We start from the raw sequence: 26,632 nt of genomic DNA on the forward strand, positions 1-26,632 counted from the left end.
TACGTCGCCAAACGCACCCAAGAAGGCAAGACCCCCGAGAAGATCCTGCGCTGCCTCAAGCGCTACATCGCACGCTCACTCTTCAGGAAACTCAACGCGAACGCCACTTGACACGACCCATAGAAGCGTCGACAGGCTCGATCACCGGTTCGGCTCGATCACCGGTTCGGCTTGATCGCCGGTCGCTTAGAGGCGGTCGAGGTACCGCAGGATGATGCCCTCACGCAGCGCCCAGGGCGACACCTCGAGCGCGGTCGCGTCGAAGGCGGACATCGCCTCGCCGAGCACGATTCCGCCTGCCACGATCTGAAAGGTGCGATCGGCCGTGATGCCGGGCAGAGCCGGACGGGCGTCGGCAGGAATCCGGGCCAGACGCGGCACCCAGTCGTTGAGTTGTGAGCGACGCAGCAGGATGCGATCGAGCGAGCCGACGCCATCCTGGGTTGAACCGGCGAGCCGGGCCAGCGACCGGATCGTCTTCGACGAACCGACGATGTGATGCGGCTCCGGCTCACCGGAGAACGCGCTGACGGCATCCGCCAACACCCGGGCGGCGTGCTCACGCAGCGCCGTCACCTCCTCGGGCAGGGGAGGGTCGTTGTGCAGGAACCCGACGGTCGAACGGCCGGCACCGAGCGGAAGCGACACCGCCACGTCGGGAATCTCGTTCGCGCCGCTGGCGATCTCCAGCGAGCCACCGCCGATGTCGAAGAGCAGGATGTTGCCGGCCGACCAGCCGTACCAGCGCCGAACGGCCAGGAAGGTGAGTCTCGACTCGTCTTCACCCGACAGAACCTGCAGGGCGACGCCGGTCTCGCGTTCCACCCGCGCCAGCAACTCGGGACCATTCGTCGCGTCACGCAGCGCCGAGGTCGCGAACGGGAGAAGCTCGTCGATGTTGTGCTGTTTGGCGACATTCGCCGCATTCTGCACGGCGGCGATAATGGCCAGCACGCCTTCTTCGGTGATGGCGCCGTCGGGGGTGAGATAGCGCATCAAGCGCAGCACCGCCTTGTCGGACACCTGCGGCAACGGCACGGCGCCCTCATGAGCATCGACCACCAGAAGGTGAACGGTGTTGGATCCGACGTCGAGAACTCCTAAGCGCACGGTACGACGATAGTGCCGGATGGGCGGTTCATGGTGCATACTTGCGACTGGGTCATTTGACCCACTTCTTACCCGTCGGAGTGTGAGGGGGCCTCGTGCCACGCATCCCTACTGCTGAGCGCCGAGATGCGCTGATTCAGGCGGCGCTGCGCGTCGTTGCGCAGCGCGGCGTCACCGCTGCGACCACCCGCGCCATCGTGGCCGAGGCGGGAATGTCGCTCGCCAGTTTCCACTACGCGTTCGCGTCACACGACGAGCTCATGGCCGAACTGATCCGCGAGGTCGTCAGGCAAGAAGAGCAGTCCGTCGCCTTGCCAGAGACCCCGGCGGGAGCGACAGTGCGCGATGTACTGCGCGCCGGAATCCAGAGCTACCTCGATTCGATGCACGCCGACCCGCAGCGCGAGAAGGCCATGTTCGAGCTGACGCACTATGCGTTGCGCACCCCGGCGGGGGAGCACCTCGCCCGCATGCAGTACGAGCACTACTACGCCCTTGCATCGACGGCACTCGCTGCCGGCGCTGAGGCGACAAACGTGGTCTGGGATCGACCGGTCGAGGAGGTGGCACGCATTCTCATCGCGCTCACCGACGGGCTGACCCTGGCCTGGTTGGTGAATCGGGATGACGCAGCCGCGGCATCCCTCATGGATTTTGCGGCGGATGCCGTCGCAGGATTGGCGAGGCCGGCATGAGCAACAGCGACAGCACGGGTACCAGTCAGCACTCCGGCTCCGGCCATGGCACGCACGGCTCCGGTCATGCCACAGCCCTCGTCGGCGTCTTCGCCGAACCGACCCGGCGCGTGCCGGGCCGCTGGATCGCCGCCTTCGCAACGGCCTGGCTCGGCATCTGGATGGCCCAGCTCACGCCGGTGCAGCTGCTGCTGCCCGCGCAGATCGACAAACAACTGCATCCCGAGAACTGGGTCGACAGCGTTGTCGCCTTCGGCATCATCTCGGGCATCGCGGGTCTCTGCGCGATCATCGCCTATCCGCTGACCGGAGCCCTCTCCGACCGCACCACCTCGCGATTCGGCCGCCGCCGGCCGTGGATCGCGGGCGGATCCGTGCTGTTCGCGGCGGCGCTGCTGCTGCTCGGCGTGCAGCAGAGCCTGGTCGGGATCGGCGTGTTCTGGGCGCTCGCCCTCACCGGCTTCTGCGTGTTGACCGCGGCCCTGACCGCCACCATCTCCGACCAGGTTCCAGTGAACCAGCGCGGCTATGTGTCGGGGTGGCTGTCCGCGCCGCAAGCCGTCGGCATCATCTTGGGGCTGTTGCTCGTGACCATGCTGTTCACCGGCACCTTCGCCGGCTACGCGGTCGTCGCCATCCTGCTGCTGCTCCTGGTCGTTCCGTTCCTGTTCCTGCCCGACGCGGTGCTGACCCCCGAGCAGCGCGAACCGATGACGCGTCGCGCCATCATCGAGAGCCTGTGGATCAGCCCGCGGGAGCACCCTGACTTCGGCTGGACGTTGCTCAGCCGGGTGCTGGTGAACTTCGGCAACGCCCTCGGCACCACCCTGCTGTTGTATTTTTTGATGTTCGGTCTGAACGACAAGAACGCCGAAGACGACTTGATCCTGCTCACCCTGATCTACATGGTGTTCGTGATCATCGCGTCGATCTTTCTCGGCCAGCTCAGCGACAAGCTCGGTCGCCGCAAGGTGTTCGTCTTTGTGGCATCCGCGTTGCAGGGCGTCGCGGCGCTCATGCTGGCGTTCATTCCCGACTTGACCGCCGCGATGGTCGCGGCGGGGCTGCTGGGCCTCGGCTACGGATGCTTCCTCTCGGTCGACCAGGCGCTCGCCACCCAGGTGCTGCCCGACCCGGCCTCGCGCGGCAAGGACCTCGGGATCATGAACATCGCCACCGCCGTTCCGCAGGCCGTCGCGCCATTGCTCGGCGCGGCCGCCGTCGCCGCCCTCGGCGGATTCTTCGGATTGTTCATCCTGTCGGGGGTCTTCGCGTTCGCGGGAGCCCTGGCCGTAGCGAAAGTGAAGTCGGTGCGATGACCGTGACCCTGGACCTCTCCCAACGCGCGGCATCGGCCCCCTGGCTCGCGCCGGCCCGGTACTGGCCCGAGCTGACGGCTGCGACCGTGCACCTCGACGCCCCGGTCGCGGCCATCCATCTCGACGCGCTGCGGCACAACAGCCACGACATGCTGGCGAGGGCGCAGGGCACCCCGATCCGGGTCGCCACCAAGTCGATCCGGGTGCGTAGCGTGATCGAGGCGATCCTGGCCACGCCCGGCTATCAGGGTGTGCTCGCCTATACGCTCGCCGAAGCGCTCTGGCTCTCCGACACCGTCGACGACATCGTGGTCGGCTATCCGACCGCCGACCGTGCGGCGATTGAACGCCTCGGTCGCTCGGCGCAGTACGCGGCGAAGGTCACCGTGATGGTCGATTCGATTGCGCAGCTCGACTTCATTGACTCCGTGATCGCACCGAACCAGCGCGAGACGATCCGGGTCTGCCTCGAGCTTGACTCCTCGTGGGATGCCCCGGTGCTCGGTCACCTCGGCGTCTGGCGTTCGCCAGTGCACACGGCGAAAGCGGCGCACGCCCTGGCCATCGCCATCGTGTCCCGGCCGGGTTTCGCCCTCGTCGGAATGATGGGCTACGAGGCCCAGATCGCCGGCGTCGGCGACAAGCCGGCCGGCAAGCCGGTCGGCGGCCGTATCAACAGTTGGATGCGCAAGCAGTCGATCCCCGAACTCGCCGAGCGTCGCGCTGCGGCCGTCGCCGCGGTGCGCCTCGTCGCTGACCTCGAGTTCGTCAACGGCGGCGGAACCGGGTCGCTGGAGAGCACCCACGACGACACGTCGGTGACCGACATCGCCGCCGGTAGCGGTTTCTTCGGCGGACACCTCTTCGACAACTACTCCGGCTTCCAGCCCGCACCTGCCGCGGCATTCGCGCTCTCGGTCGTGCGGAAGCCCACCCCGGAGATGGCGACACTTCTCGGCGGCGGCTGGATCGCATCCGGCCCGCCCGGCGTCGACCGGATGCCGCGCATCGTGTGGCCGGAACGGCTGCAGATGGTGCCCCGCGAGATGGCGGGCGAGGTGCAGTCCCCGCTGACCGGGCCCGATGCCGCGCGGCTAGCGGTCGGCGACCGCGTCTGGTTGCGTCACACCAAATCCGGCGAACTCAGCGAGCACGTCAATGAGTTCGCGCTGGTCGACAACGGAACCGTCGTCGACATGACCCCCACTTATCGAGGCGAAGGAAAGGCATTTCTATGACGGCGAGCGGAGCTGTGTGGCACAACTGGGCGCGCACCGAGAAGGTGCGCCCGAAACGTGTCGAACGGCCCACGAGCGCTGAGGCAGTGCAACGCGCCGTCATCGCCGCCGGCAAGGCGGGAATGCGGATCAAAGCGGTCGGCGCCGGGCACAGCTTCACTGGCATTGCCGTGGCAACCGGCGTGCAACTCGACCTGAACGACATCAGCGGCATCATCGGCGTCGACGAAGCGGCCGGACGGGTGACGGTGGCGGCCGGAACCCGTCTGCATCAGCTGCCCGCGCTGCTCGCCCCGTATGGGCTGGCCCTGGCGAACATGGGCGACATCGACCGGCAGAGCATCTCGGGCGCCACTTCCACCGGCACGCACGGCACCGGGGGAGCATTCGGCGGCCTGGCCACCCAGATCGTCGCCCTCACCCTCGTCACCGGCGACGGCAGCGTGCTGCATGTGAGCGAAACCGAAAATTCCGAGCTGCTGCCGGCGGCCCGTCTCGGACTCGGCGCCCTCGGCATCCTCGTCGACGTGACCATTCAATGCGTACCGGCTTTCCTGCTTCACGCCGTCGAAATCGCCGAGCCGCTCGACGCGGTGGTCGACGGCTTTCTCGAACGCTCGGCCGCCGTCGACCACTTCGAGTTCTACTGGTTTCCGCACACCCAGACCGCGCTGACGAAAACCAACACCCGGCTTCCCACGGATGCCGCCCGCGCACCGCTGCCTCGGTTCGGGCGGTGGGTCGATGACGAGCTGCTCGCCAACGGGCTTTACCGGGTGACCTGCGGGCTTGGCGCCGCGATCCCGCCGCTGGTGCCCGGCTTCAGCCGGATGGCCGAGAAGGTCTCGGGCCGCCGCGACTTCACCGATCTGTCACCGAGCGTGTTCGTGACCAACCGCACGGTGAGGTTTCGGGAGATGGAATACGCGATCCCGCTCGAGGCGGTGCCCGCCGCTCTGCGCGAGGTGCGTGCGCTGATTGAGAAGCGTGGCTGGAAGATCTCCTTCCCGATCGAGGTACGCTCCGCCGCTGCCGACGACCTCTGGATGTCGACCGCGGGCGGCCGGGCCACCGGCTACATCGCCGTGCACCGGTATTTTCGGGAGAACCCCACCGAGTACTTCATGGCGGTCGAGGCGATCATGCGTGGCCACGGCGGGCGCCCGCACTGGGGCAAGATGCACTATCAAAACGCGGAGTCGTTGCGCACCGTGTACCCGCATTTCGACGAGTTCGTCGCGGTGCGCAACCGGCTCGACCCGGAACGCCGCTTCACCAATGTCTATCTCGACAGAGTGCTCGGACGATAGCTCGACGATAAGCAGAACAGCAGATCTCGCCGACGGCCTCGATTGTTCCCCGTCTTCTCGTCATAGTGGTGCTAACTGAGATGGAGGTCGGCCATGCCGATGATCGATGTGTACGCCACTGCCGGTACGTTCAGCGACCCGCACGCGCTTGCGGTGAAGCTCGCAGATACCCTCAAGGCGATTGAACAAGTTCCTGACATTCCGATGTTCCGGCAGAACACGGCCGGGTTCATTCATGACATGCCGCCCGGCACTATTGCCAACGTCGACGGCGAGAGCAACTACGTGCGGGTGCAGGTGCTGACCAATGCCGGCGCTCTCGACCGCGACAAACAGCTCGCCGTCGTCGCGCAGTTCGCCCAGATCGTCGCCGACGCGGCGGGCGATCAGAGTCTGTCGGAACGCACCTGGGTTCTCCTGACCGAAGCCACCCCAGGCGGCTGGGGTCTGTGGGGCCACGCGCATACCAACGACGAGCTCGTGAGTAAGGCTCGCGCAGAGATAGCGCGGCTCCAGGCGGGGTAGCGGTTTCGCCGGGACTGTCGCACGTGACGGTGACGATCCCGTCGTGGTTCGTGTCAGGCTTGACCCCGAGCGCCGCTTCACGAACACCGACCCGAAAGACTCCTCGACGATGACACGCAACAGCCCGGCCACCCGCGAATGGCCCCGTCGGGCTTCGGAACTCGGGGATCGCCTTCCGGCCGGATTCCAGGTCGGTACCGCGACATCCGCCTTTCAAATCGAGGGCGGCGCGCGTGACGGCGGGCGGGCCGAATCGGTCTGGGACTGGTTCACTACCCAGCCCGGACGCATCGTCGACGGCTCAAACGCCTCGGTGTCGGCCGACCACTTCCACCGGCTGAGTGAAGATGTGACGTTGTTGGCCGAACTCGGCGTCGACAGCTATCGGTTTTCCTTCGGCTGGCCTCGTCTGCAGCCGGATGGCCGCGGCGCACTCAATCGGGCCGGCATCGCCTTCTACGACCGTCTGCTCGACGAATTACTCGCGGCCGGCATCTCACCGATGGCGACCCTGTTCCACTGGGACACCCCGGCCACCCTCCGCGGCGGTTGGCGCAACCGCGACACGGCCGGCCGCTTCGGCGACTACGCCTATGAGGTCGGCGGAGTCTTCGGCGACCGCATCCACTCCTGGGTCACGCTCAACGAACCGTCGGCCGTGATGCTGAACGGCTACCTGCTCGGCACCCAGGCGCCTGGCGACACCCTGCTTTTCGACGCCCTCCCGACCGCGCACCACCAGCTGCTCGGCCACGGCCTGGCCGTTCAGGGCCTGCGCGCCGCCGATGTGCGTGGCCAGATCGGAATTACCCACGCGCACTCCCCGGTGCAGCCGGCCACCGACCGTGAAGAAGACGGCATCTACGCCGATCTCTATGACCTGTTGCACAACCGCCTCGTCGCCGATGCGGTGCTGCTCGGGCGCTACCCGGCACCGCCGGAACCGTTCGCGTCAGACGCACGGATGCTCACGGAGACCGACCCGGACGACCTCCGGGTCATCCACCAGCCGCTTGACTTCTATGGACTGAACTATGTCGGGCCGTCTCGGGTCGCTGCGGGGTCCGGAGCCGCCCCGGCCGGGTCGCGCCGGGCCGCGGAGATCGACGCCGAGGCCGCCGGTTCGGGAAGACCGGTGACCCGGTTGCCGTTCCATCTTCAAACCTTGCGTGAGCATCCCGTCACCGGTGCGGGGCGCCCGAACGCGCCCGAGTATCTGGGCGTCGCGCTGCAAGAGCTCCGCGATCGGTATGCCGAGGCCCTTCCACCGGTGGTGTTGACCGCGCTCGGAGCCGGCTACCCCGACGCCGCCGACATCTACGGAGAGGTCGACGACCCGCTCCGCATCGACTATCTCGCCGAGCACCTCAGCGTCGCGCTCGACGCGGTCGGAACCGGGGGAGTCGCGCACGGCGTCGACCTGCGCGGTTGTTTCGTCTGGTCGCTGCTCGACGGCTTCGAATGGGAGGCCGGCTACACCCAGCGACAGGGGCTCGTGCACGTCAAGTTCGACGATCAGACGCGCACGCCCAAGTCGTCCTATCGCTGGTTGCAGGAGGTACTCGCCAACCGCGCCTAGGGTGCGAGCTGCGACTGCTCGCCCGTCATTTCGACGGCGAATGGGTCGTCACCGAGGATGAAACCTCGGTGACGACCCAATCTGTGCGTTGATGCCATTCTGTGCGTTGATGTCTACCGAAACGGGATCATCGCGAGAGCGAGATTGTGGTCCGTTTCTCTGCGACGTTCGAGCTCTTCGGCGTTGAAGCCTGGTCGCTCGCGTCGCGCCGCGGCCCGAGCGGGCCGGCGACTCCAGCGGATGAGCGCAACGCCGAGATACATGGCGGCACGATCGAGCGGGCCGACACGGCGCACGGGTGTGCGTATCTCCGGAGCGCTCTCGGGTTGGGGCGGGTGGGTGTGGAGCCCGGGCAGGGGCGCCAGATGGGTATTCATGGTGATTGATTCCTTTGATGACTCTGAGTCAGAGGTCAGCGAATCCGGGCGCTCTGCAGAGCGTCCGGGGTCGCCGAATAGCGGGGTGGCTGCTCAAAAGCGGCCGAGACGGCTGCGCGAAGACGCGCGCCGTGAGCGGGGGTGAATGACCTGAGGCCGGCGAGTGCCCAGCAGTGCGGATGCTGCCTGGTCGAGCTTCGAAAGCGTCACCACCGTCTGGACCGGTGGGCTATCTACTGGCCGATCAGGCGGTGAAGACGCCGACGAAGCCGGCGGTGGTGCGAGATGCGAATGCTTGTGCTGAAGTAATCACGATGCGGCTCCTTTCGTCAGATGGCGTATGCAATAACGTAGCGGGATCTTTTGGTGGAGTGCAACCCACCGCGCCACATTTATTGGCGGCCGCGGCGATTACGGCGTGCGACGCCGCAGCGTCACCGACCCGACAACGATCGCTCCGATGATCCAGGCGCCGAGGATGAGCAGCTCGCCGCCGATGTAGGCGGCATCGTGCGAGTCGGTGGCCACCGCCTGCATCGCATCGATCGCATGCGAGAGTGGCAGCCAATCGCTGATCTCTTGCAATCCGGGGGGAAGGTCGGACCGGGCGATGAAAATGCCGCCGAGCAGAATCTGCGGAAACACGATCACTGGCATGAACTGCACAACCTGGAATTCGGTGTTGGCGAACGCGCTGGCGAGCAACCCGAGCGTGGTGCCGAGGATCGCGTCGGCCACGGCGACCGCGAGCAGCAGCCAGATCGAACCCTCGATGGTGAGCCCGCAGACCCAGACCGCGAAGCCGACGGCGATCGACGATTGCAGCACGGCCAACAGACCGAAGGCCAGGGTGTAGCCGAGGATCAGATCCCCTTTGCCGAGCGGCATCGACAGTAGCCGCTCGAGGGTGCCGGTGCGGCGTTCCCTGAGTGTGGTGATGCTCGTGACCAGGAACATCACGATGAACGGGAACAGGGCGATCATCGACGGCCCGATCACCGAAAAGGTATCGGTGTCCGAGAAGATCCAGGCGACGAGGCCGATCAAGAGGCTCGGCACGATGAGTAGCAGCCCGATCGTGCGCGGGTCATGACGAATCTGGCTGAGGATGCGGCCGGCGGTGGCGAGCGTGCGCTGCGGGTTCACGACGCATTCCTCTCGTCGGTCGTCGGCGGCTGCGTGGTCGACATCGGGTCTGGCGTCGAAGCCTCCCGGGTCGCGGGCCCCTCGATCAGCGTCAGGAACGCCGTCTCGGTGTCGGCCGCGCCGGTCGAGGCGAGGAGTCCCGCTGGGGTGTCGTCGGCCAGCATCTCGCCATCGCGCATCAACAGCAGCCGGTCGCACCGGGTGGCTTCGTCCATGACGTGACTCGACACTAGCAACGTCACTCCCGCATCCGCCAGGCGGTGAAAGAGAGCCCAGAGGTCGACGCGCAGCACCGGGTCGAGGCCGACTGTCGGCTCATCGAGCACGAGAAGCTCCGGCGTGCCGAGCAGGGCGCCGGCCAACGAGACCCGGCTGCGCTGACCGCCCGAGAGCGACGAGACAAGCTGACCGGCCTGAGCGCGCAGATCGGTCTCTTCGAGCACCCGGTCGACGTCGGATTTCGGAACCTTCAGGACCGCACGAAAATACTGCAGGTTCTGTCGCACGGTGAGGTCGTCATAGACGCTCGATGACTGGGTGACGTAGCCGAAGCGATGGCGCAAAGCGGGCGATCCGGCGTTCTGACCGAGCACCGTGACGGTGCCCGACTTCACCACCTGCACCCCCACGATCGCGCGCATCAACGTGGTCTTGCCGCATCCGCTGGGGCCGAGCAGTCCGACCACACCACCGCGTGCGATCTCCAGGTTCAGGCCGTGAAGCACAGGGGTATGACCTCGACGAACCACCAGGTTGTCGATGAGGATGGCCGGACCCTCGTTATTCACCATGTGATGAATTATTCGCTCGTGTTTCCGGGACTGTCAAGGGGCTAGCGTTTTCGTCTGATCGGGGCCCGGACGATGGCGTGTAGTCGATCAGATGCCACTGCAGCACCGGCCCGATTCGCGCCACGACATCCTCGATCGGCGCACTGGCCAGCGGCTCGATTTTCAGGATGTGCCGGGCAACAATGGTGCCGACGACCTGCGAGGCAGCGAGGGCCGCCCGAAACTCTGCGTCAGGAGCGTCGACACCGGCAGCGATGCGGTGGAACACCTCGCGCACGAGAAACTCGCGCAGCATTCGGCTCGCCGCGTTGTGCCCGATGGCGGTGCGCAACACCAGAACGGCCTTGGCCTCTGCGGCGGGGGACGAGAGCGCGGTCAGCACGAACCGGGCGAGACTCTCGCCGACGCGATCCCGCGGACCGGCCAGGATGCGCGGCACGACGAGGTCTGGTCGGAACGGCGCCTGGATGGTCTCGGCGAAGAGATCGGCCTTATCGGTGAAATAGTGATGCACCAGAGCAGGATCGACGCCGGCCCGGCGGGCAATCGCTCGAAGCGACGCCGCTTCGTAACCCTTGTCTGCAAATTCGACTCCGGCCGCGCGCAGAATGAGCGAACGAGTGTCGGCCTCCGCACCCGCTCGGGGGCGCCCTCTCGGACGTCCGCGACCCTGCGCGCTGACCTCCGGCGACTCACTCATGCAGTGAGCATACGGCCCGTTCGGCCGCCGGGGGAGTGGGAGCGCGCCGCCACTTACCTTGGAGAGTCATGGGAAGCGCATGGGAGCCCCTGGCGCCGCAGATAGTATGGATTTTGCACCATCTACGGGCGTGTCTGCCCGCACAATCACAAGGAGTCGCTGCCATGGAATGGCTCATCCCGGTTCTCATCGTCGTTGTAATTGCCCTCATTGTCGGCATTTACTTCTGGGCAACCTACAACTCGCTCATCACGCTGAAAGTTCGTGTTGATGAAGCCTGGAGCGACATCACGGTGCAGCTCAAGCGACGTGCCGATCTGATCCCCAACCTGATCGAATCGGTCAAGGGATATGCGGCACACGAGCGTGGCGTCTTCGAGAACGTGACCAAGGCACGCGCCGAGACTCTGTCCGCTCAGAGCCCGGCCGAGGCATCCGCTGCTGAGAACCACATGCAGACCGCCCTGAAGAGCATCTTCGCCGTGGCCGAGGCCTACCCGCAGCTGCAGGCGAGCCAGAACTACCTGCAGTTGCAGGGCGAACTGGTCGACACCGAAGACAAGATTCAGGCGTCGCGCCGTTTCTTCAACGGTGGCGTGCGCGAGTTCAACACGAAGATTCRGGTGTTCCCGAACAACATGATCGCCAAGAACCTCGGCTTCAGCCAGCGCGACTTCTTTGAGGTCGCCGACTCCGCAGCAATTGCGGAGCCGCCGCGCGTTCAGTTCTAACGGCAGGCGTCGATGTATAGCGCGATCGCGCGCAATAAGCGCAACACCGTTTTCATCATCCTGTTCTTTCTCGTCATCATCGGCGGGCTCGGCTGGTTGGCGAACGCCGTCTACGGACAGGGCAGCTATTCGATCCTGATCTTCACGCTGGTTTTCGCGACGGCCTACGCCGTGTTCCAGTACTTCATGGCGGGTCGTCAGGCGATCTCGATGAGCGGTGGAATCAGGGTCAACAGCAAGGCCGACCACCCCCGGCTCTGGAACACCGTCGAGAATCTGTCGATCACCACCGGCACGCCCATGCCCGAGATCTACATCATCAACGACCCGGCGCCGAACGCCTTCGCCACCGGCCGTGATCCGGAGCATGCCATGGTCGCCGCAACGACCGGGCTGCTCGACATCATGGACGACTCGGAACTCGAAGGCGTGATGGCCCACGAACTCGGCCACGTGCAGAACTACGACATCCGCGTGTCGATGATCGTCTTCGGTCTCGTGGTCGCGGTCGGCTTCATCTCCGACATGTTCCTGCGCATGGCGTTCTTCGGCCGCAATAACAACAACAACGGCAACCCCGTGGTGATGGTGTTCGGTCTCGTCGCGATGTTGGTGGCGCCCCTGGTGGCCACCATGGTTCAGCTGGCCGTGTCACGTCAGCGTGAATACCTCGCGGATGCGACGAGCGCGATGACCACCCGGCACCCGGATGCCCTCGCCAGTGCGCTGTTGAAGCTCGAAGCCCATGGGCGTCCGATGAGGCGTCAGAACTCGTCGATGTCGCACCTGTGGATCTCGAACCCGCTGAAGCCGGGCATGATGAACAAGCTGTTCAGCACCCACCCGCCGATCGCGGACCGGGTCGCGCGTCTGGAAACGATGGGTCGCACCTTCTAGCTGGTCAGCGCAACTCAGAGGCCAATGCCCCGGCGAGTGTGCCGGTCGGAGCCACGACGATCTCGCCGAGACCCTGCCACGCGGCCGCCTCGCGCAGCACCGGGGCGAGCCGGGCGGCGGTGTCGGCGGGTGCGCCCGGCTCGGCCCACGCGGCCTGCACGCGCAAAACACCGGCCTGCCGGTCGTTCTTCAGGTCAACCCGGCCGACGATTGTGTCGCCGAGCAGCACCGGGAGCACGTAGTAGCCGAATACGCGCTGTGGTTTCGGAGTGTAGATCTCGATGCGGTAGCGAAAGTCGAACAGCCGCAGGGCGCGAGCGCGTTCCCAGACCACCGGGTCGAACGGGGAGAGCACGGTTGCCGCATCGATGGAGCGCGGCAGTCGTGCATCGCGATGCAGCCAGGCGGCCCCGGCCGTGCTGGCTGAACCTGCACGGGCGCCCCAGCCGGGAACAGTGACCGGAATCAACTCGCCGGTTTCTTCCAGCTCCTGGATCGCCTGGCGGGTCGGGGCGGTCTTCAATCGAAAGTAATCCGCGAAGTCCTTCACTGTGCCGACGCCATGAGCGGCGGCGGACCGCGCGATCAACGCGCGGTGGGCATCCTCGCGGCTGACCTCCCGGCCGAGCAACTCCGTCGGCAGCACCTGCTCCGGCAACGCATAGACGCGCTCGAATCGGTTGCGCCCGGCGCTGACCACTTCGCCCCACCGAAACAGCACCTCGAGGCCCGTCTTCACATCCGACCAACCCCACCACGGGCCGCTGCGCTTGTTCGCATCGTGCTCGATCTCGCTGGCGGGCAGCGGGCCCTTCTCGGCCAGTTCGGCACGCAGCCACTCGAGCATGGCCCGGTTGGCGTGCGACCAATGCGCGGCGTCGCCGGCCGCGTGGTCGCGGTAAGCCTGCATGCGCCAGCGAAACAGCGGCCAGGTGTCGAGCGGCAGAATCGATGCCTCATGCGCCCAATACTCGGTGTACCGCCCGGTCTTCGCCGCGGTGAGCCGGTCAAGAACCGCCTTGTCGTAGGCGCCCAGTCGGCTGAACACCGGAAGGTAATGGCTGCGCTCGAACACGTTGACCGAGTCGATCTGCAGCAATTGCAGACGGTTGACGAGCGAGTCGAGCTGACGGATGCCCGGTGCCCGCGCGGGAGTGCGCGCCGGAGCGCGCCCGAAACCCTGGGCAGCAAGGGCAACACGTCGAGCAAGGGCGGGGGAGAGAGTGTCAGTCATCGATTCGACCCTAACTCCTGGCGCCGACATGCGAGGGCAATGCTCGGTCCTAGACTGGGTGAGTGAACGAATCGACGGGAAAATCGGGTTGGGGAACGTGGTTTCGCGGTCGAAATCGGCCGGCTGCCCCCGACGTCGTCACGCCTGATTCCGGCACGCCGGAACTCTCGAACACTCGCATCGACGAGTCGATCCCCGGCGGCGTTCGACTGGCCGGTGCCTGGTCGTGGCGTCTGTTGCTGATCGCCGCGGCGATCGCCGTGTTCATTTTCCTCATCGTGCAGCTGCGGCTCATCGTCATTCCGCTGTTGGTCGCCGTGTTGATTTCAGCGCTCTTGCTGCCGCTCGTGGCCTTCTTGGTACGCCACCGTTGGCCGCGCGGCTTGGCCGTTGCCACATCGATGATCGGCGCCCTCGCCATCGTCGGCGGGTTGATCACCCTCGCGGCAACCCAGATTGCCGATGGATCCGCCGGGCTCTCAGATCGTCTCGCCACGTCGTACCAGGAGCTCAAAGACTTTCTCCTTGCCTCTCCCTTGCATCTGACCGACGCGCAGATTTCCGATTTTCTGAACCAAGCCTGGTCCTCACTTCAAGCCGACAGCCAGATTTTCGTCAGCGGCGCGCTCACCGTGGGAATCTCGCTCGGACATCTGCTCACCGGCCTGCTGTTGACCCTGTTCAGCCTGCTCTTCATCCTGATCGATGGAAAAGGAATCTGGTCGTGGATCGTGCGGGTCTTCCCGCGGCGTGCTCGGGCAGCCGTGAGCGGCGCCGGTATCGCGGGCTGGGCAACCCTCGGCAACTTCGTCAAGGTGCAGATCCTCGTGGCGTCCCTCGACGCCGTCGGTATCGGGCTCGGCGCGGCGATTCTCGGTGTGCCGATGGCGATTCCGATCGCCGTGCTGGTGTTTCTCGGGTCGTTCATCCCGATCGTCGGAGCGGTGGCCACCGGAATTGTCGCGGTGCTCATCGCCCTGATCTTCAACGGTCCGTTCATCGCGCTGCTCATGCTCGGCGTCGTGCTGCTGGTTCAGCAACTCGAGGGGCACGTGCTGCAACCGTTGATCATGGGCACCGCGGTGAAAGTGCATCCGCTGGCCGTGGTGCTTGTCGTCGCCGCCGGTTCGCTGCTGGCGGGCATCCCCGGCGCCCTGTTCGCGGTTCCCGTAGCCGCGGTGCTCAACGTCATGGTCAACTACATTTCGAGCGGTGTCTGGCGGACAACACCGCCGCAGATCCTTCTGGCCCCGAGCTCTCCGCTTTGGCGGACCGTTCCGCAGAGCCGCCCCGGATTTCGTCGCAACCTGGAAGAGAAGAACGAATGACAGACATCACCCTTGTCGGCCCCAGCCTGGCTGATTTCGAAGCTGCGCGCGCTGTCGTCGCACGAGTTGCCCGGGTCACTCCGATGGAGACGTCGCGCTACCTCAGCGACGTGCTGGGCCAGAGCGTTCACCTGAAATGCGAGAACCTGCAGCGCACCGGCTCCTACAAGATCCGTGGTGCCTACAATCGGCTGTCGCAGCTGACCGACGAGGAGAAGGCGCGCGGCGTTGTCGCCGCGTCGGCCGGCAACCACGCCCAGGGCGTGGCGTTCGCCGCGCGCGAGCTCGGCATCGCGGCCACGATCTTCATGCCGGTCGGGGTTCCCCTGCCGAAGCTGCAGGCCACGCGCGACTACGGCGCGCAGGTCATCCTGCGCGGCCACACCGTCGCCGAGCCGTTGCAGGCCGCAGCCGATTTCGCGGCCGAGACCGGCGCGATTCTGATCCCGCCGTTCGACCACATCGATGTGATCACCGGCCAGGGAACCGTCGGTCTCGAAATTGYCGACCAGGTTCCGGATGTCGAGACCGTCGTCGTTCCCATCGGTGGCGGTGGCTTGATCTCCGGTGTCGCCGGCGCACTCAAGCAGCGCGCAGCACTTGAGGGCCGTCGCGTGCGGATCATCGGCGTGCAGGCGGCAAACGCCGCGCCCTACCCGCTGTCGATCGAGGCCGGAAGGGTGACGGAGATCGTCATTCAGCCGACCATCGCCGACGGCATCGCTGTCGCACGGCCCGGCATGCTGAACTTCGAAATCATCAAGGAAATCGTCGATGAGATCGTCACCGTCACCGAAGACGACATCGCCAGGGCCCTGCTCGTGCTGCTCGAACGGGCGAAGCTGGTCGTGGAACCGGCCGGAGCCGTCTCGGTTGCCGCGATCCTCGCCGGCAAGATCACCGCGTCGGGTCCGACCGTCGCCATTCTCTCCGGCGGAAACATCGACCCGCTGCTCATGCAGCGCGTGATCAGCCATGGTCTGGCCGCCTCCGGCCGGTACCTGACGCTGCGCATCATGCTGCCCGACCGCCCGGGCCAGCTCGCCCGCATCTCCGAACTTCTGGCCGAGGCACACGCCAACGTGATCGAGGTGCTGCACACCCGGCACGGCGTCGGACTGCAGATCAGCGAAGTCGAGCTCGACATCAGCGTCGAGACCCGCGGACCGGAGCACCGCCAGAAGGTCGTCGACGTGCTGCGGGCTGCCGGTTACGACCCGCACTTCGACTAGAACGAGGCAGCGAAGGGGCCGGCCTGAGGCCGGCCTCTCGTGGCTGCGTCGCCCTTGAACGGGTCCCGAACGCGGCGTAGTCTGAGCGCGCGATGCGACGCATCCGCTTCATCTCAGTTCACGTTGCCAACGGAGGAACTCATGGCCAATCTCGTCGTCCACTTTGAAATTCACGCCTCAGACCCGCCGAAGCTTGTCGATTTCTACTCGGCGTTGCTCGGCTGGACCTTCACCCAGTTCGGCGACATGGCCTATTGGGCGATCGACACCGGTGAGGGATCCATCAACAACACGGGTGCGCCGGGGAGCGGAATCAACGGAGGACTGGCCGAACGGCGGGGGCCGCGGCCCGAGGTGGGGGCGCCGGTCAACGGCTGCAACATCGTGGTCGGTGTCGATGATATCGACGCCGTGTTCGCGAAAGGGCTCGGCCTCGGCGGTACTGAGGCGCTCCCGCTCGAAGACATGGAGGGTATCGGTCGGGTCGGCTACCTGCTCGATCCCGACGGCAACGTCTTCGGCCTGATTTCGCCGGTGCTCTCCGACGGCCGGAACATGATGGAAAGAATGGGCGACAACTAGCGATTGCCGCGGCCGACATGACAAACGGGCCGGGATCCTGCTCCAGCGCAGGATCCCGACCCGTTCAGATGTTCAACACTCGGTGAGGCAACGCCTAGCTGCCGGTGAAGGTCTCCACGTTCGAGATCACTACGGTGATTTCCCTGCCGTTCGGAGCGGTGTAACTGGTCGTCGCGCCGACCACGAGGCCAATGATCGCGGCTCCCAGCGGGCTCTGCTCGCTGTACACGTCGAGATCGCTGTTTCCGGCGATCTCACGGCTGCCGATCAGGAAGCGGCTCTCATCGCCGGCAATCGTCGCAGTGATGACGGTTCCGGGCTGCACGACGCCGTGGCTCTCGGGTGCGTCGCCGACCTCGGCGGTGCGCAGCAGCTGGGTGAGGGTGCGGATGCGCGCCTCCATCTTTCCCTGCTCGTCTTTTGCAGCGTGGTAACCGCTGTTCTCCTTGAGGTCACCTTCCTCACGGGCCGACTCGATCTTCTTCGTGATCTCCTCGCGGCCGGTAGTGCTGAGGGTGCCCAGTTCCGTCGTGAGACGGTCAAAGGCCTCCTGGGTCAACCAGGTCACCGTTGTGTCGGTAGTCATGGGTACTCTCCTCTATTGCGAAGCCGGTCTCCCGTGCCCCGCAGATATAGTCGACGCCCCGGCGAGAACCGGGGCGAATACGCCAGTCTAGGTCAGCCAGCAGCGGTAAATCAATCCCGTGTTACTCAATTCGGTCGTGCGTACAATCTCGGTGAATGACCGGGTGTACGCATCGGATGGCGGAAGATCGATGACCTTCCAGCCCACGATGGTGAATCCCTCGTTCAGGGCTTCGACCGCGCAGCTCGCCGCGGTCTGGGGTGGCATCGACACCTCGAATGTCACCTTCACGCTGTTTTCGTTGAGGATCTCGTGCCGGGTGTCTCTGGCTTCGATCACCGAGGACGGGGCATCGAATCCGGCCCAGACCACCCAGGCGACGAGCACGACGGCGAAGATGCCGCCGAACACCCAGAGCAGGCGGCGGTCGCGCAGCCGCCGCGTCGGGGTTCGCCCATAGCGTTCGTCGATTCCGGCGTTCACGGTCACGGGGCGACTCCACACTTCAGGTTCAACGATTAGGCTTACACCTAAGGTTATCTGGCATTCTGGAGGAGTTTCGTGACACGTCGACTACTGGCAGTGCACGCACATCCTGACGACGAGTCGAGCAAGGGTGCCGCCACCTACGCGTACTACCGCAGTTTGGGCGACCAGGTGCTCGTCGTCAGCTGCACCGGCGGCGAACGCGGCAGCATCCTCAACGAGGCTTTGGTCGACAACGCCATGGCGCAGCGCGACCTGGCCGGACTTCGCCGCCTGGAGATGGCCGAGGCGCAGCGTCACCTCGACATTGAACACCGCTGGCTCGGCTACCAGGACTCCGGCATGAACGACGACGGATCGGTGCCGCCGAACTCCTTCGCGGCGATTCCCGTCGAGATTTCGGCTGAGCCGCTCGTGCGCGTCATCCGCGAGTATCGCCCGCACGTGCTCGTCACCTATGACGAAAAGGGCGGCTACCCGCACCCCGATCACATCCGTACCCACGAGGTGTCGATCGCTGCGTTCCGCGATGCAGCGGATCCCGACAAATATCCCGACGCCGGTGAACCGTGGCAGGTCGACAAGCTCTACTACGACCGCATCTTCAACCTCGAACGCATCGACGCGATGTACCTCGAACTGAGCGTGACCGAGCCCGATTCTGACCTGCTCGAACCGCTCGGCGCGGCCCGTGAGTGGATGAAGGACTACCCGGCTCTGGCGACGACGCACGTTCCGGTCGGCGAATTCCTCGAGACGCGCGACGCCGCGCTGCGCTCCCACGCCAGCCAAGTCGCCCCCAACAGCAGCTTCTTCTTCTGGCCCAACGACCTGGTTCGGAAGGCCTGGCCGTTTGAAGACTTCCAGCTCATTGAATCGAAAGTTGACACCGTCATGCCTGAATCCGACCTCTTCGCCGGCGTGGAGCACACGGCATGAACCTCGTTCTGAGTACAGCTCTCACCGTGTGGGCCGCCGCCGGCGACCAGACTCCGCCGCCGGATGACCTGGTCACTCCGGGCGTCATCGGATTCTTCGCGATCTTCCTCGTCGCCGTTGCCACCGTCTTCCTCGGCTTCGACCTCGTGCGCCGCATCCGTCGCACGACCTACCGTGAGCAGATTCGCGAGCGTCTGGCTGCCGAGCAGGCCGAACAGTCGGAGCACGCAGAGCAGAACGGCACGTCGGAGAAGTAGCCTCGGCGGTCGCGCACCCTATGGGTAGAGCGGGTGCGTGGCGATGATCAGGATCGCCGTCCAGTGGCAGAGGAATGCCACCAGGGTGAGCGCGTGGAAGATCTCGTGGAACCCGAACACTCCGGGCACGGGGTTGGGCTTCTTCATCGCATAGACGACGGCGCCGACCGAGTAGCAGAGTCCGCCGATCACGATGAGCGTCATCATCGCCGCGTTCGCCTGGAAGAAGTCGACGATGTACATCATCGCGCCCCAGCCGAGTGCCAGGTAGAGCGGCACGTAGAGCCATCGGGGTGCACCGATCCAGAACATCCGGAACGCGATGCCGAGGATGGCGCCACCCCAGACGAGTGAGAGCAGCAGCACGGCCTGGTTCGGGGGGAGCGCCAAGACGGTGATCGGCGTGTAGGAGCCGGCGATCAGCAGAAAGATGTTGGCGTGGTCGAAACGCTTGAGCATCATCTTCGTGCGCGGCTGCCAGTTGAAGCGGTGATAGAGCGCCGAGATGCCGAACAGCAGCATGGAACTGGCCACGAAGACGGCCGAACTCCATTTCGCCGCGGGCCCGTCGGCCATGACCAACAGGATGGCTCCGAGGATGATCGTGAGCGGGAAGGTTCCGGCGTGAATCCAGCCGCGCCAGGTGGGCTTCTGGTCTTCGGCGCGCGGCGTCTCAGTCTCGAGCAGAGGCAAAAGCGGGGGAGTGTCCGATGCGGCCATGAACCAACCCTACGCCCGGCGCACCGCTTCACTGATCGGATTCAAAGCCAGAGTGGACTACCGTAAATATGTGCAGAAACGGCAGGTTCCTTCGGGGCGCGGCATCCTTTACCAGGTATACCAGCGTCGACTGCGCCGCGGACTGACGCCGGATGTCGTACCACGCCACGTCGCGATGATCATCGACGGAAACCGCCGGTGGGCCAAACAGCTCGGCTACGACTCGGCCGCCCACGGCCATCGGGCCGGCGCCGCGAAGATGCGCGAGTTTCTCGAATGGTGTGACGACCTCGGCATCTCGGTGGTCACCCTCTACCTGCTTTCCTCCGACAATCTCACCAATCGGCAGAGCGACGAGCTCAACGCCCTCTTCGAGATCATCGCCGATCTAGCCGAAGAGCTCTCGCACTACCGCGACTGGGCGGTGCAGCAGGTGGGCTCGAAGACCGGGCTTCCCGAACCGCTCGTGGCCGCGCTCGACGCGGCTGAAGCGCGCACCGCCGGCAAAAAAGGCCTGCACATCAACCTCGCCGTCGGCTACGGCGGGCGCACCGAGATCACCGACGCCATGCGCAGCATCGTCGCCACCCATCACGCGCACGGTGGAACACTCGAAGACCTCGCCGAGACCCTCACGCCCGAACTGATCGGGCAGCACCTGTACACCGGGGGACAGCCCGACCCTGACCTGGTCATCCGCACCTCGGGGGAGCAGCGACTGAGCGACTTCATGCTCTGGCAGAGCGCCCACAGCGAGTTCTACTTCGTTGAGGCGCTCGGGCCGGACCTGCGTCAGGTTGACTTTCTGCGTGCCCTGCGCGACTTCGCCAAACGACAACGCCGTTTCGGCGGCTAAAGAAAGGGCCAGATGAGCGCCATTGAGCAGTTTGCCGAAGGATTTCTCGAAGAACCCGGCTATCTCGACTTCGCCCGGGTCGGACCGCTCTCAGCAAGCGTCGTCGCTGAATCCACCGCGCAAACCGAGCTGCTCTCCCGTGCGCGCTACGGCAGTCTGGCCCCGCTTCTGAACCAAACCGATCGGTTTCAGCAGGCCGTCGCGCTGACCACCGGATTCCGCAGCGACCAGATCGTGTTCCAGCCGAACACGTCGACCGGTCTGATGCACACCATGTTCGGGCTCACCGGCGGGCTGCTGATCTCACCCGGCGACTTCCCGAGCGGCCCGTTCGCCGCGGTGCGCGCCGCCGAAGCGCTGCACGTCGTGAAACCGACCTGGCTCGAGACCGATCACGGCCGGGTCACCCCCGGTCAGATCAAGAAGCAGCTCACCCCCACGACCGCCGCCGTGGCAATCTGCCTGGTCGACGCCCGCACCGGGTATGTCGCCGACCTCGAAGGCATCCGTCAGGTGATCGGCGATCGCCTGCTCATCGTCGACGCGATCCAGGGCTTCGGCGTCGTCGACGCACCGTTCGAGCTGGCGGATGTCGTGGCCTCCGGCGGCCAGAAATGGGCGCGTGCCGGTTGGGGAACCGGGTTCCTGGCGCTCAGCGACCGGGCCAGGGAACAACTGACTCCGGTCTTCTCCGGCGTTGCCGGCGTCGACGACGATGAGGTCTGGGACGAGGTCATCCCGCCGAGCAGTGGGGCGAAGGCTTTTCAGGTGAGCAACCCCGATGCGATCGCTCTCGCACGCTTCTCCGCCGCGCTCGAAGAGATCGACGAGGTGGGCGTCGCGACGATCGAAGCGGCGGTGGCCGACAACGTGACCGCGCTGATCAACCTGGCCGACGAGTTCACCGTGCCGGTCGCATCCTCGCGCGATGTCAGGGAACGGGCCGGAATTCTCGTGCTGGAGCCTCCGGTCGAGCAGCTCACCCTGCTCAGCGCATCACTGCACAACCACGGCGTGAGTTCGACGACACGTCAGGGAACGGTGCGTCTGAGTGTGCATGCGGCACTCGCACCCGAGACGCTGGACATGGTGCGCGGAGCCTTCACCTCGTATTCGAGCGCTGCCACCTTCTAGATGTCGCTCCGGTAAACGCTGGCGTGTCGTTCAACAGATTCACGGAGACGAGTCGTAGCGTCATGCTCATCAGGTACACCGCCTGATCGAGACGGCCACATTCATCGGCCTGAATAGCCAGAAGTGGTCAGCTCGCCAGCCAAATCCGCGCCTGCGGGTGCGGGGTGGGAGTGGTTGTGAATCCGAACCGAACCGGCTATCAGTTCTCGAACCAGACGAGCTCTGTCGAGAGTGCTGACGAAACGCCAGACGCCAACTCCAACACCAGCTCGGATGCCGGCCAACACCGCGGTCGGCGGATGCGGCAGGGCGAGCGCACCTATGTGCTCGACACCTCGGTGCTGTTGTCTGATCCGAAGGCGATTTTCTGCTTTGCCGAACATGCAGTCGTACTGCCCGTCGTCGTGATCGCGGAGCTTGAGGCCAAACGCAACGATCCAGAGCTCGGCTACTTCGCCCGGCAGGCACTGCGTCTGCTCGACGAGCTGCGGGTGAAACATGAACGCCTCGATTTTCCGATCCCGGTCGGCGACGGCGGCACGTTGCGAGTGGAACTGAACCACTCGAATATGGGCGTGCTGCCCTCCGGTCTGCAGCTCGGCGACAACGATTCGCGCATCCTCGCGGTGGCGATGAATCTCGCGGCCGACGGGCTGGATGTCACCGTCGTCTCGAAAGATCTCCCGCTGCGGGTGAAGGCGTCGTCGATCGGTCTCTCCGCCGACGAGTACCGGCACGAACTCGCCGTGGACTCCGGTTGGACCGGCCTCGACGAGATCACCCTGAACGGGACGCAGGTCAACGAACTCTTCGACGCCGAGAAACTGCAGACCCGGCTTGTGCAGGACATGCCGATCAACACCGGGCTGGTGATCCACTCGGAGCGCGGTTCGGCTCTCGGCCGGGTCGTCAGTCGCGGCGAGATCAAGTTGGTGCGCGGCGACCGGGAGGTCTTCGGCCTCCGCGGCCGATCTGCCGAGCAGCGGCTGGCAATCGATCTGTTGCTCGATCCGGAGATCGGCATTCTGTCGCTGGGAGGTCGAGCCGGGACGGGGAAGTCTGCGCTCGCGCTCTGCGCGGGCCTGGAAGCCGTGCTGGAGCGTCAGCAGCACCGCAAGATCATGGTGTTCCGCCCGCTCTACGCGGTCGGCGGCCAGGAGCTCGGCTACCTGCCCGGCGATCAGGGCGAGAAGATGAACCCGTGGGGGCAGGCAGTGTTCGACACGCTCGGGTCCGTCGTCTCGGAGAACGTGCTCGAGGAGGTGGTGGAGCGCGGCCTGCTGGAGGTGCTGCCGCTGACCCACATCCGCGGCCGTTCCCTGCACGACGCCTTCGTGATCGTCGACGAGGCGCAGTCCCTCGAACGCAACGTGTTGCTCACCGTGCTCAGTCGCATCGGGCAGAACTCGCGCGTGGTGCTCACCCACGATGTCGCGCAGCGGGACAACCTGCGGGTCGGCCGCTTCGACGGGGTCGCGTCGGTGATCGAAACGTTGAAGGGGCATCCGCTCTTCGCTCACATGACGCTCACCCGCTCGGAGCGGAGTGCGATCGCCGCACTCGTCACCGAAATGTTGGAGGGCAACGAGCTGGCTTGACCTGACCCGCGGTTCACGACAAAGCGCCCAGTTTGACCGTAACGGTCGAGTTACCCAGGTAGAACGGGGCAACTCGACCGGAACGTGCAAACTCGGCGCGGTGCGTGGTGCAGGTGGTGCGGAGTGCGTTACTTGGCCTGCGGCGGACGCGTCATGCTCAGCACGTCGAGTGCGACGTCGAGCTGCTCGAGGGTGACCTCGCCGCGCTCAACGAAACCGAGGTCGATGACGGCCTCGCGCACGGTCATGCTCTGCTTGACCGAGTGCTTGGCGACCTTGGCGGCCGCTTCGTAACCGATGACCCGGTTGAGCGGGGTGACGATGGAAGGCGACGACTCGGCGAGGGCGCGGGAACGCTCGACGTTGGCCTCGAGGCCATCGACGGTCTTGTCGGCGAGTACGCGCGAGGCGTTGCTGAGCAGACGGATCGACTCGAGCAGCGCGGTACCCATCACCGGGATGGCGACGTTGAGCTCGAACGAGCCGGAGGCGCCGGACCAGGCGATGGTGGCGTCGTTGCCGATCACACGCGAGCAGACCATGAGCACGGCTTCCGGGATGACCGGGTTGACCTTGCCGGGCATGATCGAGGAGCCCGGCTGCAGGTCGGGGATCGACAGCTCGCCCAGACCGGTGTTCGGGCCGGAACCCATCCAGCGCAGGTCGTTGCAGATCTTGGTGAGGCTGACCGCGATGGTGCGCAGGGCGCCCGACGCGTCGACGAGGCCGTCGCGGTTCGCCTGGGCCTCGAAGTGGTCCTTGGCTTCGGTGATCGGCAGCTCGGTCTCGGTGACGAGCAGTTCGATGACGAGCTGCGGGAAGCCGGCCGGGGTGTTGATGCCGGTGCCGACCGCAGTGCCGCCAAGCGGAACCTCGGCCACGCGGGGGAGTGCGGACTGCACGCGCTCGATGCCGAGGCGGATCTGGCGGGCGTAGCCGCCGAATTCCTGGCCGAGCGTGACAGGCGTCGCATCCATCAGGTGGGTGCGGCCGGCCTTGACGACCTCGGCCCAGAGGGTCGCCTTGGTCTCGAGCGAGACGGCGAGGTGGTCGAGGGCCGGGATGAGGTCGTCGATGAGCGCGCTGGTGACGGCGATGTGAACGGATGTCGGGAAGACGTCGTTCGACGACTGCGAGGCGTTGACGTGGTCGTTCGGGTGAACCGGCGAGCCCAGGCTCTGAGTGGCGAGGTTCGCGAGAACCTCGTTCATGTTCATGTTCGAGCTGGTTCCGCTGCCGGTCTGGTAGACGTCGATCGGGAACTGGGAGTCGTAACGGCCGGAGATGACCTCGTCGGCAGCGGCGGAGATGGCGTTGGCGATGGCGCCGTCGAGCACACCGAGGCGCGCGTTGGCGAGGGCTGCCGACTTCTTGATGCGGGCGAGGGCAGCGATCTGAGCCGACTCGAGCACGCTGCCGGAGATCGGGAAGTTCTCGACGGCCCGCTGGGTCTGCGCGCTGTACAGCGCGTCGATGGGCACGCGAACCTCGCCCATCGTGTCGTGTTCGATCCGGAAGCCGGCGTCTGCGGAGTTCTCCACCACGGTGTGATCCCTTTCAATTCTGTTTTGTGTCATGTTGTGCGTCGTGTTGTTGTGCGGTGTGTAGTCGTGAGTTGTGCTGTCGCGCAGGTGTGTTCGTTGTGTAGCGTGCGCGGTTCGCGCAAAGTCGAGAGGGCGTCGATCAGAGCCGACGAATGCTGACGAGTGCGAACTAGACAGACCCGACAACGATGTCGGGCTCGGCGCGCCCTTCAAGCAGCTTGTAGTTCGCGCCGACGATAGCCAGGGTACCGGCTGCCACCGCGTCACTGATCATCTCTGAGCGTTCCAGCATCTCGGTGACCGTGTCGCGCAGGTGCTCCCGGCCGACTGCCGACGCGTCGACGGCCTGCGGGTCGAAGGGGGCGGCATCCGTGTGGGGGCTGACCCGGCGCACGGCGGGCACGATCTTCTGGATCATCCGATTGATGTGCGGCGGCAGCAGCGGCGCGTCGTCGGCCTGAGATTCGATCGCGGCGGCGACCGCGCCGCAGGTGTCGTGCCCCAGCACGACGATGAGCGGAACGTTCAACACGCCGACGGCGTACTCGAGAGATCCGAGCACCGAGGAGGAGATGACCTGGCCGGCGTTGCGGATGACGAACAGGTCGCCGAGCCCCTTGTCGAAGATGATCTCTGCGGCCAGACGCGAGTCACTGCAACCGAATAGCGCGGCGTGGGGCGTCTGTGCGCCGGCAAGTTCGGCTCGCCGGTCGACGTCTTGCCTGGGGTGCTGCGGGTCGCCGTTGACGAAACGCTCGTTGCCGCGCACCATCTCATGCCATGCCTTGGCCGGGCTCGGTCGGGTGTCGGGCATCAGTTTCCGTTCGTTTGGATCTGCGGGGCGAGCACGGTCGCGAGCTCAGCGAATTCAGCTTCGGATGCCGTGCCGACCAGCACATAGGTGCTGGTTCCGGCCTCCGTCGCGAGGGCATAGTCGAAGTTGCCGCGATCGTCGGCGGGAGCCGTATTGCGGTAGACATCCCAGGTGACCCCGTCGATGGTGACCGTGTCGCTGGCCGCCTGATTTTTCAGCTCGGCGGCCAACCAGGTGGGGTTCGCGTCGAGGGCCTGGGTCACGCCGATGAACTGGTCGGACGGGGTGAGCAAGCCGAAGTACCAGGAGGCAATCTTGTCGCTTCCGCCGGAACGCCAGGTTGCGGCGTTGGCACGCCAGCCGGCGGGCAGCTCGGGGTTGAGCAGCGTCTGGTCGACACCGACCTGTGCCTGCGTGGCGACCTGCTGCAGATCGACGTTGCGGTCAAGCGGGGTGTCGCTGCGGGGCACGATCAGCACGATGAAGAGCACGGCCGCCAGGGTGGCGAGCAGGGAGAGAACCAGGTTGTTGACGGTCTTGCGGGCGCGGTACTTGCGCGAGTTCTCGGCGAGACGTGACGCAGTTTCTTCCGGCGTCTCAGGCCGCCCAAGTTCGGCGACGACGCGAGGCGGTTTGGTGGCGCGGCTCATTCGGCATCGCCTGCTGGGGCTGCGCCGGCCGTGTGCCCGGCGCGTGCGGCATCGAGTCGGGCCTTGGCACCGATCAACCATTCCTCACAACGGCGCGCCAGAGCTTCGCCGCGCTCCCAGAGCGCCAGCGAATCCTCCAGGGTCGACGAACCCTGCTCGAGTTCGTTCACAACCCTGACGAGTTCGTCACGCGCCTGCTCGTAGCTGAGGGCGGAGAGGTCGTCTGCGGGCGTCGTCATGGTGTCCATTCTATT

The 26,632-nt window shown here is 65.6% G+C and carries 29 protein-coding genes; 16 read left to right on the forward strand and 13 right to left on the reverse strand.

What is annotated here, in order from left to right; translation table 11 throughout:
• Positions 1-186 precede the first annotated feature (186 nt).
• On the reverse strand, positions 187-1,110 hold the full coding sequence (locus tag AB4Y63_RS17800) for a Ppx/GppA phosphatase family protein (protein ID WP_441792400.1): 924 nt from the start codon (positions 1,108-1,110) through the stop codon (positions 187-189).
• A 95-nt stretch (positions 1,111-1,205) separates the two neighbouring features.
• Here AB4Y63_RS17800 and AB4Y63_RS17805 point away from each other — a divergent pair, with 95 nt between their 5' ends.
• The 6 genes from AB4Y63_RS17805 (at position 1,206) to AB4Y63_RS17830 (ending at position 7,776) form a co-directional block, all read left to right on the forward strand.
• A complete protein-coding gene (locus tag AB4Y63_RS17805; RefSeq protein WP_441792401.1) occupies positions 1,206-1,805 on the forward strand; it encodes a TetR/AcrR family transcriptional regulator in 600 nt (199 codons plus the stop codon).
• Positions 1,802-3,124 (forward strand): MFS transporter, encoded by a 1,323-nt coding sequence (locus AB4Y63_RS17810; protein WP_441792402.1) that lies wholly within the window; start codon positions 1,802-1,804, stop codon positions 3,122-3,124. Before AB4Y63_RS17805 ends, AB4Y63_RS17810 begins: the two co-directional genes overlap by 4 nt.
• A complete protein-coding gene (locus tag AB4Y63_RS17815; RefSeq protein WP_441792403.1) occupies positions 3,121-4,362 on the forward strand; it encodes an alanine racemase in 1,242 nt (413 codons plus the stop codon). The genes AB4Y63_RS17810 and AB4Y63_RS17815 overlap by 4 nt, the downstream gene beginning before the upstream one ends.
• Entirely contained in the window at positions 4,359-5,672 is a 1,314-nt protein-coding gene (locus AB4Y63_RS17820) for a D-arabinono-1,4-lactone oxidase (RefSeq protein WP_441792404.1), read from the forward strand. Before AB4Y63_RS17815 ends, AB4Y63_RS17820 begins: the two co-directional genes overlap by 4 nt.
• A gap of 93 nt (positions 5,673-5,765) precedes the next feature.
• Positions 5,766-6,197: a hypothetical protein gene (locus tag AB4Y63_RS17825; RefSeq protein ID WP_441792405.1), complete on the forward strand. Its 432-nt coding sequence runs from the start codon at positions 5,766-5,768 to the stop codon at positions 6,195-6,197.
• A 43-nt stretch (positions 6,198-6,240) separates the two neighbouring features.
• Entirely contained in the window at positions 6,241-7,776 is a 1,536-nt protein-coding gene (locus tag AB4Y63_RS17830; RefSeq protein WP_441792406.1) for a glycoside hydrolase family 1 protein, read from the forward strand.
• Positions 7,777-7,889: 113 nt separating this feature from the next.
• Here the strand turns inward: AB4Y63_RS17830 and AB4Y63_RS17835 are convergent, their stop codons facing one another.
• From AB4Y63_RS17835 to AB4Y63_RS17850, 4 genes are all read right to left on the reverse strand, one after another.
• Positions 7,890-8,153, reverse strand: coding sequence for a hypothetical protein (locus AB4Y63_RS17835; protein ID WP_441792407.1), 264 nt, complete (start codon positions 8,151-8,153; stop codon positions 7,890-7,892).
• A 411-nt stretch (positions 8,154-8,564) separates the two neighbouring features.
• Entirely contained in the window at positions 8,565-9,299 is a 735-nt protein-coding gene (locus tag AB4Y63_RS17840; RefSeq protein WP_441792408.1) for an ABC transporter permease, read from the reverse strand.
• Positions 9,296-10,090, reverse strand: a complete 795-nt coding sequence (locus AB4Y63_RS17845) for an ABC transporter ATP-binding protein (RefSeq protein WP_441792409.1) — start codon at positions 10,088-10,090, stop codon at positions 9,296-9,298. Before AB4Y63_RS17845 ends, AB4Y63_RS17840 begins: the two co-directional genes overlap by 4 nt.
• Entirely contained in the window at positions 10,080-10,790 is a 711-nt protein-coding gene (locus AB4Y63_RS17850) for a TetR/AcrR family transcriptional regulator (RefSeq protein ID WP_441792410.1), read from the reverse strand. The genes AB4Y63_RS17845 and AB4Y63_RS17850 overlap by 11 nt, the downstream gene beginning before the upstream one ends.
• A gap of 164 nt (positions 10,791-10,954) precedes the next feature.
• Here AB4Y63_RS17850 and AB4Y63_RS17855 point away from each other — a divergent pair, with 164 nt between their 5' ends.
• Positions 10,955-11,521 carry a LemA family protein gene (locus AB4Y63_RS17855; protein ID WP_441792411.1) on the forward strand — a complete coding sequence of 189 codons (567 nt, stop codon included), beginning with the start codon at positions 10,955-10,957 and terminating at the stop codon, positions 11,519-11,521.
• Positions 11,522-11,533: 12 nt separating this feature from the next.
• The gene (locus tag AB4Y63_RS17860) at positions 11,534-12,418 is read left to right on the forward strand and encodes a M48 family metalloprotease (protein WP_441792412.1); all 885 of its coding nucleotides are present in this window, start codon (positions 11,534-11,536) and stop codon (positions 12,416-12,418) included.
• Between the two features lie 4 nt (positions 12,419-12,422).
• On the opposite strand, the gene AB4Y63_RS17865 is transcribed toward AB4Y63_RS17860, so the two are convergent.
• Positions 12,423-13,652 carry a winged helix-turn-helix domain-containing protein gene (locus AB4Y63_RS17865; protein ID WP_441792413.1) on the reverse strand — a complete coding sequence of 410 codons (1,230 nt, stop codon included), beginning with the start codon at positions 13,650-13,652 and terminating at the stop codon, positions 12,423-12,425.
• Between the two features lie 62 nt (positions 13,653-13,714).
• On the opposite strand from AB4Y63_RS17865, the gene AB4Y63_RS17870 reads away from it, so the two are divergent.
• The 3 genes from AB4Y63_RS17870 to AB4Y63_RS17880 all read left to right on the forward strand — a co-directional run bounded on the left by AB4Y63_RS17870 (position 13,715) and on the right by AB4Y63_RS17880 (position 16,794).
• Positions 13,715-14,980: an AI-2E family transporter gene (locus AB4Y63_RS17870; protein ID WP_441792414.1), complete on the forward strand. Its 1,266-nt coding sequence runs from the start codon at positions 13,715-13,717 to the stop codon at positions 14,978-14,980.
• Positions 14,977-16,212, forward strand: coding sequence for a threonine ammonia-lyase (gene ilvA / locus AB4Y63_RS17875; RefSeq protein WP_441792415.1), 1,236 nt, complete (start codon positions 14,977-14,979; stop codon positions 16,210-16,212). Before AB4Y63_RS17870 ends, ilvA begins: the two co-directional genes overlap by 4 nt.
• A 141-nt stretch (positions 16,213-16,353) precedes the next feature.
• Complete coding sequence (locus AB4Y63_RS17880; RefSeq protein ID WP_441792416.1) at positions 16,354-16,794, forward strand: VOC family protein; 441 nt, start codon at positions 16,354-16,356, stop codon at positions 16,792-16,794.
• Positions 16,795-16,888: 94 nt separating this feature from the next.
• On the opposite strand, the gene greA is transcribed toward AB4Y63_RS17880, so the two are convergent.
• Together greA and AB4Y63_RS17890 are read right to left on the reverse strand one after the other, a co-directional pair.
• Positions 16,889-17,380 (reverse strand): transcription elongation factor GreA, encoded by a 492-nt coding sequence (greA, locus tag AB4Y63_RS17885; protein WP_441792417.1) that lies wholly within the window; start codon positions 17,378-17,380, stop codon positions 16,889-16,891.
• An 87-nt stretch (positions 17,381-17,467) separates the two neighbouring features.
• Positions 17,468-17,869 carry a DUF4307 domain-containing protein gene (locus tag AB4Y63_RS17890; protein ID WP_441792418.1) on the reverse strand — a complete coding sequence of 134 codons (402 nt, stop codon included), beginning with the start codon at positions 17,867-17,869 and terminating at the stop codon, positions 17,468-17,470.
• A gap of 72 nt (positions 17,870-17,941) precedes the next feature.
• Here AB4Y63_RS17890 and mca point away from each other — a divergent pair, with 72 nt between their 5' ends.
• Complete coding sequence (mca, locus tag AB4Y63_RS17895; RefSeq protein ID WP_441792419.1) at positions 17,942-18,805, forward strand: mycothiol conjugate amidase Mca; 864 nt, start codon at positions 17,942-17,944, stop codon at positions 18,803-18,805.
• Positions 18,802-19,062 (forward strand): hypothetical protein, encoded by a 261-nt coding sequence (locus AB4Y63_RS17900; protein ID WP_441792420.1) that lies wholly within the window; start codon positions 18,802-18,804, stop codon positions 19,060-19,062. Before mca ends, AB4Y63_RS17900 begins: the two co-directional genes overlap by 4 nt.
• An 18-nt stretch (positions 19,063-19,080) precedes the next feature.
• Here AB4Y63_RS17900 and trhA read toward each other — a convergent pair whose 3' ends face one another.
• A complete protein-coding gene (trhA, locus tag AB4Y63_RS17905) occupies positions 19,081-19,782 on the reverse strand; it encodes a PAQR family membrane homeostasis protein TrhA (protein ID WP_441792421.1) in 702 nt (233 codons plus the stop codon).
• 70 nt (positions 19,783-19,852) lie between these two features.
• Here trhA and AB4Y63_RS17910 point away from each other — a divergent pair, with 70 nt between their 5' ends.
• The 3 genes from AB4Y63_RS17910 to AB4Y63_RS17920 all read left to right on the forward strand — a co-directional run bounded on the left by AB4Y63_RS17910 (position 19,853) and on the right by AB4Y63_RS17920 (position 23,370).
• A complete protein-coding gene (locus AB4Y63_RS17910) occupies positions 19,853-20,638 on the forward strand; it encodes an isoprenyl transferase (RefSeq protein ID WP_441792468.1) in 786 nt (261 codons plus the stop codon).
• 12 nt (positions 20,639-20,650) lie between these two features.
• Positions 20,651-21,772, forward strand: coding sequence for an aminotransferase class V-fold PLP-dependent enzyme (locus AB4Y63_RS17915; RefSeq protein WP_441792422.1), 1,122 nt, complete (start codon positions 20,651-20,653; stop codon positions 21,770-21,772).
• Positions 21,773-22,071: 299 nt separating this feature from the next.
• Entirely contained in the window at positions 22,072-23,370 is a 1,299-nt protein-coding gene (locus AB4Y63_RS17920; RefSeq protein WP_441792469.1) for a PhoH family protein, read from the forward strand.
• Positions 23,371-23,498: 128 nt separating this feature from the next.
• Here the strand turns inward: AB4Y63_RS17920 and AB4Y63_RS17925 are convergent, their stop codons facing one another.
• From AB4Y63_RS17925 to AB4Y63_RS17940, 4 genes are all read right to left on the reverse strand, one after another.
• Positions 23,499-24,914: a class II fumarate hydratase gene (locus tag AB4Y63_RS17925; RefSeq protein WP_441792423.1), complete on the reverse strand. Its 1,416-nt coding sequence runs from the start codon at positions 24,912-24,914 to the stop codon at positions 23,499-23,501.
• A 169-nt stretch (positions 24,915-25,083) separates the two neighbouring features.
• Positions 25,084-25,728 (reverse strand): carbonic anhydrase, encoded by a 645-nt coding sequence (locus tag AB4Y63_RS17930; protein WP_441792424.1) that lies wholly within the window; start codon positions 25,726-25,728, stop codon positions 25,084-25,086.
• Positions 25,728-26,378: a DUF4245 domain-containing protein gene (locus AB4Y63_RS17935; protein ID WP_441792425.1), complete on the reverse strand. Its 651-nt coding sequence runs from the start codon at positions 26,376-26,378 to the stop codon at positions 25,728-25,730. The genes AB4Y63_RS17930 and AB4Y63_RS17935 overlap by 1 nt, the downstream gene beginning before the upstream one ends.
• Positions 26,375-26,617 (reverse strand): exodeoxyribonuclease VII small subunit, encoded by a 243-nt coding sequence (locus AB4Y63_RS17940; RefSeq protein WP_441792426.1) that lies wholly within the window; start codon positions 26,615-26,617, stop codon positions 26,375-26,377. Before AB4Y63_RS17940 ends, AB4Y63_RS17935 begins: the two co-directional genes overlap by 4 nt.
• Between the last annotated feature and the right edge of the window lie 15 nt (positions 26,618-26,632).

It is taken from the genome of Leifsonia sp. YAF41 (genome assembly GCF_052113185.1).
Taxonomy (GTDB): Bacteria; Actinomycetota; Actinomycetes; order Actinomycetales; family Microbacteriaceae; genus Cryobacterium.

What these genes read in the sequence shown, in the direction of transcription:
- trhA (WP_441792421.1), bottom strand. Translation starts at nt 19,782, where the DNA reads ATGGCCGCATCGGACACTCCCCCGCTTTTGCCTCTGCTCGAGACTGAG.
- AB4Y63_RS17930 (WP_441792424.1), bottom strand. Translation starts at nt 25,728, where the DNA reads ATGCCCGACACCCGACCGAGCCCGGCCAAGGCATGGCATGAGATGGTG.
- AB4Y63_RS17820 (WP_441792404.1), top strand. Translation starts at nt 4,359, where the DNA reads ATGACGGCGAGCGGAGCTGTGTGGCACAACTGGGCGCGCACCGAGAAG.
- AB4Y63_RS17815 (WP_441792403.1), top strand. Translation starts at nt 3,121, where the DNA reads ATGACCGTGACCCTGGACCTCTCCCAACGCGCGGCATCGGCCCCCTGG.
- AB4Y63_RS17920 (WP_441792469.1), top strand. Translation starts at nt 22,072, where the DNA reads ATGCGGCAGGGCGAGCGCACCTATGTGCTCGACACCTCGGTGCTGTTG.
- AB4Y63_RS17850 (WP_441792410.1), bottom strand. Translation starts at nt 10,790, where the DNA reads ATGAGTGAGTCGCCGGAGGTCAGCGCGCAGGGTCGCGGACGTCCGAGA.
- AB4Y63_RS17845 (WP_441792409.1), bottom strand. Translation starts at nt 10,090, where the DNA reads ATGGTGAATAACGAGGGTCCGGCCATCCTCATCGACAACCTGGTGGTT.
- greA (WP_441792417.1), bottom strand. Translation starts at nt 17,380, where the DNA reads ATGACTACCGACACAACGGTGACCTGGTTGACCCAGGAGGCCTTTGAC.
- AB4Y63_RS17935 (WP_441792425.1), bottom strand. Translation starts at nt 26,378, where the DNA reads ATGAGCCGCGCCACCAAACCGCCTCGCGTCGTCGCCGAACTTGGGCGG.
- AB4Y63_RS17880 (WP_441792416.1), top strand. Translation starts at nt 16,354, where the DNA reads ATGGCCAATCTCGTCGTCCACTTTGAAATTCACGCCTCAGACCCGCCG.
- AB4Y63_RS17865 (WP_441792413.1), bottom strand. Translation starts at nt 13,652, where the DNA reads ATGACTGACACTCTCTCCCCCGCCCTTGCTCGACGTGTTGCCCTTGCT.
- AB4Y63_RS17860 (WP_441792412.1), top strand. Translation starts at nt 11,534, where the DNA reads ATGTATAGCGCGATCGCGCGCAATAAGCGCAACACCGTTTTCATCATC.
- AB4Y63_RS17900 (WP_441792420.1), top strand. Translation starts at nt 18,802, where the DNA reads ATGAACCTCGTTCTGAGTACAGCTCTCACCGTGTGGGCCGCCGCCGGC.
- AB4Y63_RS17825 (WP_441792405.1), top strand. Translation starts at nt 5,766, where the DNA reads ATGCCGATGATCGATGTGTACGCCACTGCCGGTACGTTCAGCGACCCG.
- AB4Y63_RS17915 (WP_441792422.1), top strand. Translation starts at nt 20,651, where the DNA reads ATGAGCGCCATTGAGCAGTTTGCCGAAGGATTTCTCGAAGAACCCGGC.
- AB4Y63_RS17835 (WP_441792407.1), bottom strand. Translation starts at nt 8,153, where the DNA reads ATGAATACCCATCTGGCGCCCCTGCCCGGGCTCCACACCCACCCGCCC.
- AB4Y63_RS17940 (WP_441792426.1), bottom strand. Translation starts at nt 26,617, where the DNA reads ATGACGACGCCCGCAGACGACCTCTCCGCCCTCAGCTACGAGCAGGCG.
- AB4Y63_RS17810 (WP_441792402.1), top strand. Translation starts at nt 1,802, where the DNA reads ATGAGCAACAGCGACAGCACGGGTACCAGTCAGCACTCCGGCTCCGGC.